Source organism: Rhizobium sp. K33 (assembly GCF_056501445.1).
Genome location: NZ_CP096478.1, coordinates 446019 through 461254, shown reverse-complemented (window position 1 = coordinate 461254; position 15236 = coordinate 446019). Strand labels below are relative to the sequence as shown.

16 protein-coding genes are annotated in these 15236 nt (G+C 62.0%); 8 read left to right on the top strand and 8 right to left on the bottom strand.

Going from position 1 to position 15236, the window contains the following annotated elements; genetic code table 11:
• Positions 1–141: 141 nt before the first annotated feature.
• Both M1E12_RS02125 and M1E12_RS02120 read left to right on the top strand, forming a co-directional pair.
• Positions 142–2154, top strand: a complete 2013-nt coding sequence (locus M1E12_RS02125) for a sensor histidine kinase (RefSeq protein WP_479563577.1) — start codon at positions 142–144, stop codon at positions 2152–2154.
• A gap of 27 nt (positions 2155–2181) precedes the next feature.
• Positions 2182–2583 (top strand): response regulator, encoded by a 402-nt coding sequence (locus M1E12_RS02120; RefSeq protein WP_136542256.1) that lies wholly within the window; start codon positions 2182–2184, stop codon positions 2581–2583.
• Positions 2584–2592: 9 nt separating this feature from the next.
• Here the strand turns inward: M1E12_RS02120 and M1E12_RS02115 are convergent, their stop codons facing one another.
• The 7 genes from M1E12_RS02115 to M1E12_RS02085 all read right to left on the bottom strand — a co-directional run bounded on the left by M1E12_RS02115 (position 2593) and on the right by M1E12_RS02085 (position 7981).
• Positions 2593–3309, bottom strand: a complete 717-nt coding sequence (locus M1E12_RS02115) for a DUF3800 domain-containing protein (RefSeq protein ID WP_479563576.1) — start codon at positions 3307–3309, stop codon at positions 2593–2595.
• Between the two features lie 116 nt (positions 3310–3425).
• Positions 3426–4358 carry a glycine--tRNA ligase subunit alpha gene (locus tag M1E12_RS02110; protein WP_310241091.1) on the bottom strand — a complete coding sequence of 311 codons (933 nt, stop codon included), beginning with the start codon at positions 4356–4358 and terminating at the stop codon, positions 3426–3428.
• Between the two features lie 126 nt (positions 4359–4484).
• Complete coding sequence (locus M1E12_RS02105) at positions 4485–5624, bottom strand: sensor histidine kinase (RefSeq protein WP_479563575.1); 1140 nt, start codon at positions 5622–5624, stop codon at positions 4485–4487.
• Positions 5625–5743: 119 nt separating this feature from the next.
• Positions 5744–5941 (bottom strand): hypothetical protein, encoded by a 198-nt coding sequence (locus M1E12_RS02100; RefSeq protein ID WP_113376057.1) that lies wholly within the window; start codon positions 5939–5941, stop codon positions 5744–5746.
• Between the two features lie 36 nt (positions 5942–5977).
• Complete coding sequence (locus M1E12_RS02095) at positions 5978–6841, bottom strand: S49 family peptidase (protein ID WP_479563574.1); 864 nt, start codon at positions 6839–6841, stop codon at positions 5978–5980.
• Between the two features lie 95 nt (positions 6842–6936).
• Positions 6937–7743 (bottom strand): tRNA1(Val) (adenine(37)-N6)-methyltransferase, encoded by an 807-nt coding sequence (locus tag M1E12_RS02090; protein ID WP_183954591.1) that lies wholly within the window; start codon positions 7741–7743, stop codon positions 6937–6939.
• 7 nt (positions 7744–7750) lie between these two features.
• Complete coding sequence (locus M1E12_RS02085) at positions 7751–7981, bottom strand: putative signal transducing protein (protein WP_113376055.1); 231 nt, start codon at positions 7979–7981, stop codon at positions 7751–7753.
• A 125-nt stretch (positions 7982–8106) separates the two neighbouring features.
• On the opposite strand from M1E12_RS02085, the gene M1E12_RS02080 reads away from it, so the two are divergent.
• The 4 genes from M1E12_RS02080 to moaB all read left to right on the top strand — a co-directional run bounded on the left by M1E12_RS02080 (position 8107) and on the right by moaB (position 12505).
• Positions 8107–9123, top strand: coding sequence for a polyprenyl synthetase family protein (locus M1E12_RS02080; RefSeq protein ID WP_113462100.1), 1017 nt, complete (start codon positions 8107–8109; stop codon positions 9121–9123).
• A 120-nt stretch (positions 9124–9243) separates the two neighbouring features.
• Complete coding sequence (locus tag M1E12_RS02075) at positions 9244–11055, top strand: tetratricopeptide repeat protein (protein ID WP_479563573.1); 1812 nt, start codon at positions 9244–9246, stop codon at positions 11053–11055.
• Positions 11056–11060: 5 nt separating this feature from the next.
• Positions 11061–11957: a 4-(cytidine 5'-diphospho)-2-C-methyl-D-erythritol kinase gene (locus tag M1E12_RS02070; RefSeq protein ID WP_479563572.1), complete on the top strand. Its 897-nt coding sequence runs from the start codon at positions 11061–11063 to the stop codon at positions 11955–11957.
• A complete protein-coding gene (gene moaB, locus M1E12_RS02065) occupies positions 11957–12505 on the top strand; it encodes a molybdenum cofactor biosynthesis protein B (RefSeq protein WP_479563571.1) in 549 nt (182 codons plus the stop codon). Before M1E12_RS02070 ends, moaB begins: the two co-directional genes overlap by 1 nt.
• A gap of 30 nt (positions 12506–12535) precedes the next feature.
• Here moaB and M1E12_RS02060 read toward each other — a convergent pair whose 3' ends face one another.
• Complete coding sequence (locus M1E12_RS02060) at positions 12536–13057, bottom strand: glycosyltransferase family protein (RefSeq protein ID WP_113462013.1); 522 nt, start codon at positions 13055–13057, stop codon at positions 12536–12538.
• Between the two features lie 131 nt (positions 13058–13188).
• Here M1E12_RS02060 and M1E12_RS02055 point away from each other — a divergent pair, with 131 nt between their 5' ends.
• Positions 13189–14346 carry a PA0069 family radical SAM protein gene (locus tag M1E12_RS02055; RefSeq protein ID WP_479563570.1) on the top strand — a complete coding sequence of 386 codons (1158 nt, stop codon included), beginning with the start codon at positions 13189–13191 and terminating at the stop codon, positions 14344–14346.
• Between the two features lie 141 nt (positions 14347–14487).
• Entirely contained in the window at positions 14488–15171 is a 684-nt protein-coding gene (locus M1E12_RS02050) for a ribonuclease HII (RefSeq protein WP_479563569.1), read from the top strand.
• Positions 15172–15236 lie beyond the last annotated feature (65 nt).

Genomic DNA, 15236 nt, shown 5'->3' with positions numbered 1-15236 from the left:
GAAGTTGGGCAGAAACGCCTAGCCGCTCCGAGAACCCCTTCGCTGCGCAGATGCTTCAAATTGCAGGCAAACCGGCACCGCTCCGTTAATTCGCGCATCCTAATATGGTCCTCCGATAGGTTTTTGCAGCGGAGCTGTCGCATGCAAGCTTTGACCTGGAACACCCTGCCACCCTGGGCCCTGCTCGCCAGCCGTGACATGCTGAGAGCGGCGATCCCTGAAAGGCGTCTCAGCGACACGCTGAAAGAGGTTCTTGCCGTCCTGACCTCTCTGCCGCAGCTCGATTTGTCCGACATGGCTGCCATCTACATCCGCGAAGCCGGTCAGGACCGCCAGCGGCTCTTTCACCACAATACCGCCGACCAGATGGACCTGCCCATCGATCTTCCCCTGGGCGCGCGCATGCCGGACTGCATTGCCGAACGCGAGGACCTGATCCCCTACTGGATACCGATTTCCATCACCGGCGATCCGGATTTTGGCACAGTCGCCTTTTTCAGCCGCAACGAGCGGCCGATCAACATGGAAAGCCTGATGGCGCTCCGGCTCCTGGCGCAGGAGCTTGCACCGATCATACAGCAGCGCACCGGCTGCACGGCTTCGCTCATCGATATGGTAGAGTTGTCGACGGATGAGATCTACATCTTCGATCCGCTGCGCTTTACCATCAGCCGCACGAATGCCACCGCCAGTGTCAGGACCGGCTATTCGGCCGAAGCGCTTGCCGGGATGACACCCGCATCGCTGAAAGTCGGCATTTCCGAGCTCGATTATCGAGCAAAACTGATGCCTCTGGTCGAGGGTAGTACCCGCAGCGTCACCTTCGACGCCATCCAGCGCCGACGAAACGGTACGGTCTATCCGGTCAAGGTGCATGTCTGGCGTATAAGGGGGCCTTCTTCCGACCTGTTTGCCGAGGTCGCCATCGCGACCGCCGACCAGCGCAAGGCCTTCGGGCTGCTGGAGCAGGTGTTCGACGCCATTCCCGGCGGGATCGGCGTCTTCGACAATCGCTCGCGACTGTTGATGGCCAACCGGCGGCTCTACGACCTCATGAACATTCCACCGGAGCTGTTTCCGCCGGGATCCAAGTTCGAGGACATCCTGCGCTACAATGCCAGCCGTGGCGAATGGGGCGACGGCGATCCTGAGGCCATGGTGCGCGAGCGGATCGAACAGGCAGCACTCGGTCTTCCCTACAGCTTCGAGCGTGAACGCAAGAGCGGCAAGGTGCTGGCCGTGCGATCCGAGCCGCTTTCGAATGGCGGCTATGTGCTGAGCTACACCGATATCACGCTGCGCAAGCGGGCCGAGAAGGAGCTGATCCGCAATCGCGACGAGCTGGAAAAGACGGTCCGCCAGCGCACGGCAGAGATCGCCGCCCAGGCAGCAGCGCTCGAAGAAGCCCTGCAGCAGGAGAAGAACATCAATGCCATGCAGCGGCAGTTCGTGGCGATGACCAGCCACGAGTTCCGTACGCCACTCGCCATCATCGATGGCGCCGCCCAACGCATTCAGCGCAAGAAGGGTGAAATGGAAGCCGCCTTCCTTGCCGAAAAGACGCAGCAGGTGCGTTCGGCAGTGGCGCGCATGGTGGTGCTGATGGAGAGCTTCCTGTCTGCCGGCCGCATGGACACGGGCAAGATCGAGCTGTCACTGGTCGACTGCTCCCTGCACAAGCTGATCGAGCAGGCGATCAAGCGGCAGAAGCTGTCGTCGCAACATCATCGGTTCGACGCCGAGATCGAGGCACTGCCGCCCGTGATCCGCTGCGACGCGCTGGCGATCTCACAGGTTCTGACCAACCTGCTCTCCAACGCGGTCAAATATGCGCCGCGGGCGCCCGACATCACCATCCGCGGCTGGGAGGAAGACGGCTTCGTGTTTCTTTCCGTCAGGGACGAGGGCGTCGGCATCGACGCCGAGGACGTGCCGAAACTGTTTCAGCCCTATTTTCGTGCCCGCACCTCGACCGGCATTGCCGGCACCGGGATCGGCCTGTCGCTCGTGAAGCAGATCGTCGTGCTGCATGACGGCGACATCTTCGTCGAAAGCGAGCGCGGCAAGGGCACCTGCTTCACCCTGGTTCTGCCAATCCAGGGGCCGGCAATTCCAGAGACCGCTCAACCGGCGCCAGAGGTGAGCGCCGCCTGATCCTGCAATCCACAACGGGAGACTGACATGATCACAGTGCTTTGCGTCGAAGACGAAAGAGACGTCCGGGAGCTAATTGTCGAGGAGCTGGAAGAGGCCGGCATCCGTGTGTTGCAAGCCGAAAACGGCAAGGAGGGGCTCGACAAGATCCTGAGCCAGCGGCCCGATATCGTCATCTCCGACATCACCATGCCGGAGATGGACGGGATCTCGATGCTCGGCGAATTGCAGATCAACCACCCGCAATTTGCCAATATGCCCTTCCTCTTCCTGACCGCACTCGCCGACCGGGAAAAGATGATCGAGGGACTGGGCGCCGGTGCCGAAAGCTACCTCACCAAGCCGATCGACTTCGATGTGCTGATGGCCAAGATCCACGGACTGGTCGTGCGGATCGAGAACCGCGTGGCGGCGGGGCTGGAGTTTTAGGAGGGCTTTTCAGGTTTGTCCGGTGCTGGGTAAAAGCACGGTGTGCAAGCCGTGAACCACTTCGCCGGCACGATCAAATCTGTCTTTGATCAGATCGAGGAACTGGTGATCGCCATGCTCATAGGCACGCCATAGAGCGTAAGCCACCATGTCCGCATACTGGACTAGGCGGGTCGCCTTGGAGTTGACGAAGAATGGTACGTCGACAAGGTTGCGAAGTTTACCCCACCGATGGCCGTGTCGGCGAAAATTGATGGCTAGTTCCTGGAGGCGAGTTTCTTTGGTCGACTCGTCCATGATGATGATGCCGCGCTGCGTATTGCTGCGTCTGTGCATGCGTCCCAGAAACTGGTCAAAGCGGCTGCATAGATGCTCAAAACAATAGTCCATCACATCCTCGTCCGGCATGGCCGCTTTCTCGACAACGATGCCAAACAGGGCCCACTCTCCCTTCAGCTGTTCAGCGGTTCTCAATGCTTCACAAAGATATTCGCGACGAACTTCCCTGCTCCCCAGACGACGCCAGCGGTTGCGGCCCGACTGCATTTCATTGGCATGAAACTCAAGCCTATGCGGCTCCTCAGCTACGATGTTTCGCGCCAACTCATCCAGCAAAAGATCAAGGTGATAAACCTGCCGCTCGAATACGGCTATGCCCGCAAGAACGAAGTGCTTTTCGTTCCTGTTCGGTATCGAACCCGCATCATCGACATAGAGTAGATACATGAAGGCGGCCGAGTGAAACCAGAGTTTCAGTGAACTGCAAAGGCAGCTCTCTCGACCGCGCTCTACATATAGTAGAGAATTGCACGAAAGTCAATTTCACGCAATGCGTGCAGACGTTAGGCAGCCCGGCCGAAATTGGCTCCACCGGCATCGGTCAGCAGAAACGCCTCGCCGCAGCTTTTGGCGAGCGCGCGGACGCGGCCGATATAGGCCTGGCGTTCGGTGACCGAGATGACGCCGCGGGCGTCGAGCAGGTTGAAGATGTGGGACGCCTTGATGCACTGGTCATAGGCCGGGAAGACGCATTTGTGCAGGCGCTGGTTTTCCGTGTCCGAAGGCGCGCCGGCGGCGAGGAGCGCCTGGCATTCCTTTTCGGCATCGATGAAATGGCGATGCAGCATCTCGGTGTTGGCGAATTCGAAGTTGTGGCGGGAATACTCCTGCTCGGCCTGCAGGAAGACGTCGCCATAGGAGATCTTCTCTTCACCTTCGCGGCCGTTGAAGTTCAGGTCATAGACGTTGTCGACGCCCTGCACATACATGGCCAGACGCTCAAGACCATAGGTCAGTTCGCCCGAGACCGGCGAGCAATCGATGCCGCAGACGGCCTGGAAATAGGTGAACTGCGAGACTTCCATCCCGTCGCACCAGCATTCCCAGCCAAGGCCCCAGGCGCCGAGTGTCGGGCTTTCCCAATCGTCTTCGACGAAGCGGATGTCGTGCAGCAACGGGTCGAGGCCGATCGCCTTCAGCGAGCCGAGATAGAGTTCCTGCAGATTGGACGGGTTCGGCTTCAGGATGACCTGATACTGGTAGTAATGCTGCAGGCGGTTCGGGTTTTCGCCGTAGCGGCCATCCGAGGGGCGGCGCGAAGGCTGGACGTAAGCGGCGCGCCAGGGCTTGGGGCCAAGCGCGCGCAGTGTCGTTGCAGGATGGAAGGTGCCGGCACCGACTTCCATGTCGTAGGGCTGCAGCACCGCGCAGCCCTTGTCCGCCCAGTAGGCATGCAGCGTCAGGATCAGCGCCTGGAAGGAGCGCTTCGGGTCCATGTGCGGGGCAAGGGGCGTGTTCATCGGGCTATCCATCGGCTTGGCTCATGTTGCGGCCCGTCTGGTGCCATGAGCGGACCGAAGGGTCAAGCGTCTCGGCAAGCGGATCACGGATGCGGGGATCTCTCAGTGCTCGAGGTCGTCGGCGTTGTGCAGCTTGCCGACCAGGGAGAAGGTCACACCTTCCGGATTGAACCGGATCGCCGCGTGGCCCTGGAAGAGATCGGAGACGACACGTTCCGTCAGTCTCGAGCCGAAGCCGCGTCGCGCGGGTTCGGTAACGGGGGGCCCGCCGCTTTCCCGCCAGTCGAAGGTGAAGCCGTTCTCGGGCTGCTTGCCCCAGGTCATCACGACACGGCCTTCCGGTCGGGACAGTGCGCCGTATTTGGTGGCATTGGTCGCCAGTTCGTGGATCGCAAGCGAAAGACCGAGCGCCTGCTGGGCGGAGAGATAGACCTGCGGGCCCGTGATCGTGATGCGGTCATCGCCGTCGACATGGGGAGCGACGGCCGTCTTTGCGATCGCGGTGATTTCGGCAGCCGTCACGCTCATCCCGGTCAACACGTCCTGCGCCTTGGCCAGCGTCTGGATCCGCGCCCCGATCGTGGTGGCGGCTTCCGATATGGACGGGGCATTGCGCAGGCTTTGGCTGATGATCGACTGGACCATGGCCAGCGTATTCTTCATGCGATGGGCCAGCTCGCGGTTGAGAAGCTTCAGCTCCTCTTCATGCTGCTCACGCTCATCGAGATGTCTCTGCGCATCGAGATAGGCCTTCTCCAAAGCCCTGCGGTCGATCACGGAGGCCGTTGTCTCCGTGACCACGTTCAAGAGACCGGCAATCTGCGCGTTGTCGTCGTAAAGGGGGCTGTAGGAAAAGGTCCAATAGCTTTCCGTCGGCGCACCATTGCGATGAATCTGCAGCGGCAGGTTCTCGATCCAGGTGCCTTCGCCGGCCTGCGCCCGCTTCACGAAGGGTTCAACACCGTCCCAGACATCCGACCAGTATTGTCGGAATGGCTGACCGAGCGCGTTGGTTTCGCGGCCGCCGAGGATCGGAAGATAGCTGTCGTTGTGAAACTGCAGCAGGTCCTCGCCCCACCAGAAGCACATGGGTTGGCGTGTCGTCAGAACGAGGCGCAGGGTCGTCAGCAGGGACAAAGGCCACGAAGACATCGGCCCAAGGCATGTTTTGCCCCAATCGAAAGAGCGGATCTCTTCCGCCATCTGGCCCGTCACGCCGTCCAGCTGCGTCGTGTAGCTCATGGAACTCCAACTTCGGATGCCTGCGAACGCAATATTCGCGATCCTGCAATGACTTAGGTTATCTCTTGCGCCGTGACAATCAAAACCTGCCCAGCCGCCCATCCGTCAGCATGGGCTGATCAGTCGTCGTCGTCGGGACGTCGGGGGCGGTATTCGCCTGTCTCCGGATCCTGGATCAGGGTTCCAATCGCCTGGTTTTCACGCTCTTTTTCCTCGGCACGGGATCTGGCGGCCAGCTTTTCGGCATCGGCCACGAAGCGGCGGTAGAGCAGCCACGCGCCACCGACCAGGATCGTCAAAAATATCAGCTGCGCCATGTCCCCTCGCCTGTCAGCCCCCGCACCCCGCCTCGGTCAAAGACCGTAGCGGCCCCATAGTGCCTTTTCTTCGAGCGTCTCGGCAAGACCGGCAACCGCCTGTGCGGCGATCTGATCCGTCGACCCGAATGCGCCGATGCCTGGGGCGCGGCGACCGAAGAGGCCTTTCGGCGCGCCGATGAGTTCGAGGCGGGCATCCTTGCCATAGCAAGTCTTGATCTCCTCGCGCATGCCGCCGAGGCGATCGACGAGGCCGAGCTCCAGGCCCTTGCGGCCGGTCCAGAACAGACCGGAAAACAGTGTCGGATCATCCGCGAGATGGCTGCCACGGCGGGCCTTGACCATGTCAATGAAGATCTTGTGGATCTCGAGCTGCAGGGTCTTCAGATATTCGATGTCGCTTTCCTTTTCCGGCTGGAAAGGATCGAGGATCACCTTGTTCTCACCAGCGGTGTAGACGCGGCGTTCGACGCCGATCTTCTTCAGGAGTTCGGGAAAGCCGAAACCGCCGGAGACGACGCCGATCGAGCCGACGATGGAGGTGGCGTCCGCGATGATCTCGTCGCCTGCAATGGCGATCATGTAGCCGCCGGAGGCCGCGACATCCTCGACGAAGACGAGCACACGCTTGTTCTTCTCCTCGGCGAGCGCGCGGATGCGATCATAGATCATGCGCGACTGGACGGGAGAACCGCCAGGAGAATTGATCGACAGCGCCACGGCCGGGCTGTCCTTCATGGCGAAGGCTTTTTCCAGCTGGCCGGCGATGGAGGAGAGGTTGAGCGCCGGGCGGAAGCGCGAACCACCGCTCATGATGGGGCCATGCAGCCGGACGACCGGAATGACGGTGCCCTTCTTCTGGAAGCGCTTGGGAACCAGTCGTTTCAGAAAGTCTGCCATGGTCGCGTCTCAACTCCTCACGATCTTCAATATCGAGAGGAGATGTAAGATGCGCCGGCGCAAACACAATGGCGCGCCTGGAAAAATCAGTGTTTTCAACGCAGCCGCGGGTATCCGGCGCGCCCGTTGTTGAGATCGTCGACGAAGGGTGCAAAGGCATGGCTTTGCGGATCGTCATGCATCAGAAGCGGTGCGCGCAGCTGCAGGCGGGCGCGGGAGCCCTTGATCGCGGTGACCAGGATGCGGGTGGCATTTTCGCCCTCGCGCGGATGGATCGCCGTGATCTCGATGCCGCCAAAACGCTTCCCGCAGGCGGCGATGATTTCGGCGATCGACTGGGGCCGTGCAATCAGCGAGAGCTGGCCGCCCGGGATCATGATTGCGCCTGCGGTCCGGATCCAGCTTTCAAACAGGTTCTCGGTCATCGCATGGGCTTCCGCCTTCAAGGCATCCGGCGTTTTGCGATCACCGGGATCGTTGAAAGGCGGGTTCATGATAACGTGGTGAAAGCTGTCATCGGCGAGGCCGGCAAATACACGGGCGCGGCCGGTCAGGGTGACATCGGCCTCAACGACTTCGGCGCGGCCGGCAAGGTTCGTGTTTTCTGCGAGTGCCAGGCTCTTGCGAGCGTAAGCAGCCATATCGGGGGAGCGCTCGACCAGAGTGACCGAGGCGTTTGGCAGACGGACCGCAACGGCAAGGCCTGCAGCTCCTGCGCCAGCGCCGAGATCGGCAACGCGGACCTTACGATCATCAACGACAAGTGACGCAAGCAGCATGGCATCCATGCCGGCCCGGTGGCCGCGACCGACGGGCTGAACCAGATGGAAGCGGCCGCGATGGAAGGCGTCCACCGTTTCCTGCACGGGCTGCTCGCTCAAGGGCTCTGTGCCTGCCGCCATGGCGACCTCAGTCCTCGCGGTCGCGCAGTTCTGCGCCCAGGCCGGCATCGGTCAGAATGCGGCGAGCCTGGTCGACACAGTCGGAATCCACCAGCAGGCGGCGCTGCAGCATGCCGAGTGATCCCTCCAGAATGCTCATCGACTGGTCGGCGATCATGGTGGCGATCCCGGCATCGCGCATCAGGCTTTCAGCGAAGGAGAGCAGGACGACGTCGTTACTGCGAATGATCTCATGCATCGATTTCAGAACTCACTGTTTACGGCAAAACCGTGTTCAAGCCCGAAAGCGAGGCAATTCGCCCCTTGCCGTGGCTCCTCCGGCTTTTTATTGTCGGCCTCCAAATTGAACAGGAGTCCGGTGCGTTGGGCGTAGTCATACCGCTTGAGGAAAGCAAAAACAAACAGGCATCCGTCAAGCCTTTGGTGGACCTGACGAAAAGCGGCATGGAGCGTGTCAACCAGCTGATCCTGTCGAAGGCCGGCTCCGATGTGCAGATGATCCCGGAAGTCGCCAATCATCTGATTTCCTCCGGTGGAAAGCGGCTGCGCCCGATGCTGACGCTCGCGACGGCCGCCATGTTCGGCTACGAGGGCGATCACCACATCAAGCTCGCGACCTCGGTCGAATTCATGCACACGGCAACCCTGCTGCACGACGACGTGGTCGACGAAAGCGATCTACGGCGCGGCAAGTCCACGGCCCGCACGATCTGGGGTAACCAGGCCAGCGTGCTTGTCGGCGACTTTCTGCTCGGCCAGGCCTTCCGCATGATGGTCGAAGTCGGCTCGCTCGATGCACTTGACGTTCTCTCGACGGCGGCCTGCGTGATTGCCGAAGGCGAAGTGCTGCAGCTTTCGGTCGCCAAGAACATGGAGACGACCGAAGACGACTATCTCGCCGTCATCCGCGCCAAGACTGCGGCCCTGTTTGCCGCCGCCGCCGAAGTGGGTCCGATCGTCGCAGGCACGGACAAGGCCACCCGCAGCGCGCTGAAGTCCTATGGCATGAATCTGGGTCTTGCCTTCCAGCTGGTCGACGACGTGCTCGACTATGGCGGCAAGGCTGCCGAAACCGGCAAGAATGTCGGCGACGATTTCCGTGAGGGCAAGATCACCCTGCCGGTTATCCTGTCTTATCGCCGCGGCACGGCAGCCGAGCGCGAATTCTGGAAGGAATCGATCGAGGGCGGCCAGAACGACGATGCGCGGCTCGAAAAGGCGCTTGGTCTGATCGGCAAGTATGATGCGCTGACCGATACGATCCAGCGGGCACAGCATTATGGCAAGATCGCACGCGATGCGCTGGCACCCCTGCCGGAAACGCCGTGGAAGAGCGCGCTCAACGACGTGATCGACTTCTGCATTTCGCGCGTCAATTGACGCGTCACCGTCGATTGCCTTGCGAGGCTGCTTCAAAAAAGCCATTCTGTCCGTGAATCATCGCGTCTCGCCCGCGCGCGGGTGACGCGCGCTCGTCTTCGGTTCTGGAAAGGCTCCTTCATGCGGCAAAGCTTTGCCCTTCGCTCTCTCGCCGGCACCGCACTTGCGCTGCTTCTCAGCGTCTCGCAGGCGCCGATGGCAGTTGCTGCGGCCACATCGCCAGCACAGGAAACCGAAAGCTTCGACATCGAAAGCGTCGATTCCTTCGCAGGCGCCTTTCTGGCGGCGAGAACGGCCGAGACCGACCGCGACTATGGCAATGCGGTGAAGCTCTACAAGAAGGCGCTGGAATTCACGCCGAACGAGCTGGAGCTGCAGCAGCGCCTGATGATCGCGCTCATCATGAACGGCCAGTTCGACGAGGGTGCCGATCTCGCCAAGGTTCTGGAAAAGGATCCGGCGGTGGAGCGGGTGACCTCGGTGGCGCTCGGCTTCCGGGCGATCCGCGACGGCGACTATTCCGAGGCGCTCGATCACTTTAAGTATCAGGGTCCGAATGATCTGGACCGGCTGATGAACCAGCTGCTGATCGCCTGGACGAAGGTCGGCGAAGGCAAAGGCAAGGAAGCGCTGAAGCTGGTGCAGGACCTCAACGGACCGAGCTGGTACGGCATCTTCCAGAACTATAATCTCGGCGTCATGGCGGCCATGGTCGGCGACACGGACACGGCGCGCAAGGCGCTGACCGAAACCGTAACCGACCGCAATGGCGGCGCGACGGCACCCGATACCTTTGCCCGTGCGGTCATCGCTCTGGCAACGCTCGAAGCCCAGGCGGGCAACAAGCAGAAGGCGCTCGATGCGCTGGCTGCCGGCGGCGAGCTCATCACCAATTTTGCGCCCTTCAAGGCACTGCGCGACGAGATCGAGGCCGGCCGTCAGCCGAAGCCCGTGGTCGCAACTGCGGCCCAGGGCGCTGCCGGCGTCCTGTTTTCGATCGGCGGCGCGCTGAACCGCGAAGGCGCGGAAGACACCGTGATGCTCTACCTCCAGCTCTCGCATGCGCTGGACAAGGATGCGGCCGACACGCTGATCCTGCTCGGCGGCATTGCCGAGAATGCGAAGCAGCCGGAAAAGGCAATCGCCTTTTATCGCCAGGTGCCCGAGGCTTCGCCGATGCGGCGGATTTCCGAGCTGCAGCTGGGCCTGACGCTGGCCGAGACTGGCAAGGTACAGGAAGCGCGCGAGCACCTTCTGGCGCTCATCGCCTCCGATCCGCAGGACATCCGCAGCTATCTCGCCTATGGCAGCGTGCTCTCCGACGCCAAGGACTATGCGGCGATGGCGGAGAATTACGACAAGGCGGTCGAGATCATCGGCCAGACGCCGTCGCGGAACCACTGGTCGGTGTTCTTCCAGCGCGGCATTGCCTATGAGCGCCTAAAGAAGTGGGACAAGGCCGAGCCGAACTTCCACAAGGCACTCGAGCTCAATCCCGACCAGCCGCAGGTTCTGAACTATCTCGGCTATTCCTGGGTCGACATGAACCGCAATCTCCAGGAAGGCCTGGAGATGATCAAGAAGGCCGTCGAACTGCGGCCGGATGACGGGTACATCGTCGATTCGCTCGGTTGGGCCTATTATCGCCTCGGTCGCTTCGAGGAAGCCGTCGTCGAGCTCGAACGGGCAGTGGAACTGCGCGCCGGCGATGCGACGATCAACGACCACCTTGGCGATGCCTACTGGCGCGTCGGACGCAAGCTCGAAGCCAAGTATCAGTGGAAGCGGGCTCTTGCCTCCGAACCCGAGGAAGCCGAGGTTCCGAAGATCCAGGCGAAGATCGAGAAGGGTCTGCCGCCGATCGAGGCAGATGCAGCCAAGGTCGAGAGCAAGCCGGCCGAAGAGCCCAAGAAAGACGACAAGAAGACCTGACCCGCATGACACCTGTTGCAGAGCGCCGGCCGGAGCGGATCGTGGAGACGGCTCCGGCCAAGATCAACCTCGCTTTGCATGTCACAGGCCGGCGTGACGACGGGTATCACCTGCTCGACAGTCTCGTGACCTTTGCCGAAGACGGTGATGAACTGGTCTTCGAGACGGCAGATAGCGACAGTTTTCGCGTTGTCGGTCGCTTCGGCACCGAGCTTTCCCAGGACGACAATCTGGTTCTGAAGGCCCGTGACCTGCTGCGGGTGGCCCTTGACGCCCAGGGTCAGCCATATGGCCCAGTCGCGATCACGCTCGACAAGAGCCTGCCGATCGCCTCGGGCATCGGTGGCGGATCGGCGGATGCGGCTGCCACGCTGCGGGGGCTCCTGAGGCTCTGGAAAGCCGAACTGCCCGCTCAGACACTCCAGGAGATCGCAATCCAGCTGGGCGCCGACGTGCCGATGTGTCTCGCCTCCACGCCCTTGCGCGCCAGAGGCATCGGCGAGGCGATCGAGAAGGCCGCGATGCCCTCCGTGCCGCTGGTTCTGCTCAATCCCCTGAAGCCCGTCTCGACCCCGGAGATCTTCCGCAGCCTGACGCGGCGGGACAATGCACCGATCGGCGAGATGACTGCGGCGCCCAACGTTTCGGAATGGATGAAGTCGCTCTCGGTGCTGCGCAACGACCTGCAGCCGCCGGCCGAAGCGCTGGTGCCGGAGATTGCCGAAGCCTGCGACCTGCTTCGCCAGAGCCTTGCCGGTTTCGTGCGCATGTCCGGCTCTGGCGCTACCTGTTTCGGTCTCTACGAGACCGAGGCTGCAGCGATGAAGGCCGCCCTTGCGCTTTCGGCCTATCGGCCGAACTGGTATGTGCTTCTGACACGCACCGTCCCGGGAGAAAGCTGATGAGCCGCATCGACGAGAGCCGCCCCTTCATCCCCGTGGGCATTGCCGTGCTCACGGTTTCCGACACCCGCAGCCTCTTCGACGACAAATCCGGCGACACGCTGGTTGCCCGTATCGAAGAGGCCGGCCATCGGCTCGTCCAGCGCGCCATCGTGAAAGATGACAAGGCCGCGATCCGGGCGCAGGTCGAAGACTGGACGAAGCAGCCGGAGATCGATGTCGTTATCACCACCGGCGGCACGGGCTTTACCGGCCGGGACGTGACGCCCGAGGCGCTGGAGCCGCTGTTCGAAAAGCGCATGGACGGCTTTTCCGAGGTCTTCCACCGCATCTCCTACGACAAGATCGGCACATCGACGATCCAGTCTCGTGCTACGGGCGGCGTTGCCAATGCCACCTTCATCTTCGTGCTGCCCGGCTCGCCCGGCGCCTGCAAGGACGCCTGGGACGGCATCATCAAGCTGCAGCTCGACTATCGGCACATGCCCTGCAACTTCGTTGAAATCATGCCACGGCTCGACGAGCACCTGAGGCGCAGCCAAGGCTGAGCGCCGTCTTCTCGTACACGGAAATCCGGATCAGCGACGTGCTTCGCGCGCGACCCAGGAGGGTATGATCTCGGAGGCCAGACGGCGTGGCTTGTGGCCTTTCGCAAGCTGCAGAAGCTCCCTGCCCTCTCCGGCCAGGCCCAGCGCCTGACGCTTGGGAATGAGCAGACCGTTTTCCAGAAGCGGCCGGCTGCGGGTCAGGCGGCGGTAGAATGGCAGACGATAGAGCCGCGATTCGGAGAATCGGGCCGGGGCCTTGTTCAGCGCCACATATTCGGACACCTCATCGACCCAGCCTGCCCCCAGTCGCGCCCCCGGCTCGATCAGCAGCAGCCACTGACCCCGCGCCGTCGCCAGCAGATCCTTCATGTCCCATTGCTGATAAAAGCGGCAACCGGCGGCGTCGGCGACCAGCGAGGAGCCGTCTTGCGAGCCGTGATCGAGGACAATGACATCGCTGACAAGACCCTCGACAGCGCCTGCCACCAGCACGGACAGGGTCTGTGCCAGCTCGGGTTCCTGATCGTGGCATTCCATGATGACTGTGAGCATTGCCTATATCTATCGCATTGCACAAACTTTTGCCACAAGCAGTTTGGATGAAGTTTGTTCTTGCATTGTTCTCATTTTCCGTTTAGGAATAAAGTCATTGAGCGGGGCTGCAAAGCCTGCGAGGAGCAAACATGAACGAGCTGTCTCTTGTGAGCCAGGCTGCCTTCCAGCCCGGCAATACGGCAGATATTGCCGATGCGATGATGAATGCTTCGGGCATGCGGATCGAGATCGATCGGCGGCGCGGACGTGCGGCCGGCATCAATCCCGCAGGGCGGTTCGAGAGCCAGGAACGCGTGGCCTTCGACGATGGCTGGCAGACGCTCGAGGACATGCCGCCCTTCCGCACCGAGGTGCAGGTGGAAAAGCCGCGCAGCGTCATCACCCGCAACGAATCTCCCGATATCCCCTTCGATCGCTCGATCAACCCTTATCGCGGCTGCGAGCATGGCTGCATCTATTGCTTTGCGCGGCCTACGCACAGCTACATGGGCCTGTCGGCCGGTCTCGACTTCGAGGCCAAGCTGTTTGCCAAGCCGGATGCGCCGCGCCTCCTGGAGCGGGAGCTTTCCAAGCCCGGCTACAAGGTGAAGCCGATTGCTATCGGTACCAATACGGATCCCTATCAGCCGATCGAACGGGAATGGCGCATCATGCGCCAGATCCTCGAGATCCTGGACAAGGCGAACCACCCGGTGGTGATCGTGACCAAGTCGGCGCTCATCCTGCGCGACATCGACATCCTGAAGTCCATGGCCGAACGTGGTCTGGTGAAGGTCGGAATTTCGGTGACGACGCTTGACCGCAAGCTGGCACGGACGATGGAGCCCCGCGCCTCGACCCCGGCCAAGCGGCTGGAGGCGATCAAGGCGCTGTCGGAAGCCGGCATTCCTGTGGCGGTGATGATGGCCCCGGTCATTCCGGCTCTAAACGACCACGAGATCGAGCGGATCCTCGATAGCGGCAAGGCGGCCGGCGCGTCGGAGGCAAGCTATGTGCTCTTGCGCCTCCCGCTCGAAGTGAGCCCGCTGTTTCGCGATTGGCTCTTGCAGAACTATCCGGACCGCTATCGGCATGTGATGTCGCTGGTGCGTTCGATGCGCGACGGCAAGGATTATGACGCCGAATTCGGCAAGCGGATGAAAGGTGCCGGCCCCTATGCCTGGCAGATCAGCCGCCGGTTCGAAATGGCAACCAAACGGCTCGGCCTGATGCGCCGCAGCCTGCATCTGAGGGAAGATCTGTTCGTCTCGCCCAACAGCGACGGGGTTCAACTCTCTCTGCTCTGACGGGTTTCTATTCGTGATTCCGGTGCTGTTGTCCGCCGCCTCGCACCGGATGTGGTCCCTGGTAAGCCGCCCCTGTCGCCATGATCGGCGATCGGGACCGGGGACTTGCAGGAGGTCGGGTGCGCGTGCGATTTCTGCCGCATGAAACGTCGCACGCCACCCGATTCTCCTGGCCTCTTCCCTGACCTGCCGCTGGTTCCAGATTTCTCGCTCGAGAGCCGCGCCAAGCGCCGCGGCAGCTGGCCGGTCGCCGGAACCGATGAGGCAGGACGCGGGCCTCTGGCAGGACCGGTCGTTGCCGCCGCCGTGATCCTCGACCCCAAGCGCATTCCTGAGGGATTGAACGATTCGAAGAAGCTCTCGGCGAGCCAGCGGGAAGCGCTCTATCAGGTTATCCTGCGGCAGGCGACGGTCTCCATTGCCTCGTCGTCACCCCGGCGCATCGACCTCATCGACATCCGCAAGGCGAGCCTCGATGCCATGCGCCGCGCTGTGGCGGGGCTCGACCAGGAGGCATGCCATGTGCTGGCCGATGGCCGCGATGTTCCCCCTGGTCTGATCTGCGCCGGGGAGGCCGTGGTGAAGGGCGATGCGCGGTCGGTCTCCATCGCAGCCGCCTCGATCGTCGCCAAGGTGATGCGCGACCGGATGATGGTTCGCGCCGGGCTCGTCTATCCCGACTACGGTTTCGAGGTGCATGCCGGTTACGGCACAGACCGGCACCGCAGCGCCATCGTCACCCATGGCCCCTGCCCTCTGCATCGCATGAGCTTCCGCCCCCTGAAGGCCGAAGCGCCGGAAGAAGCCGACATCATCCAGGACTAGTGCCGGAAGGCCGTCCTCCGCATTGAAGCTCAGGCAAGACGATCGCGGGACCCGTCTTCCCATGC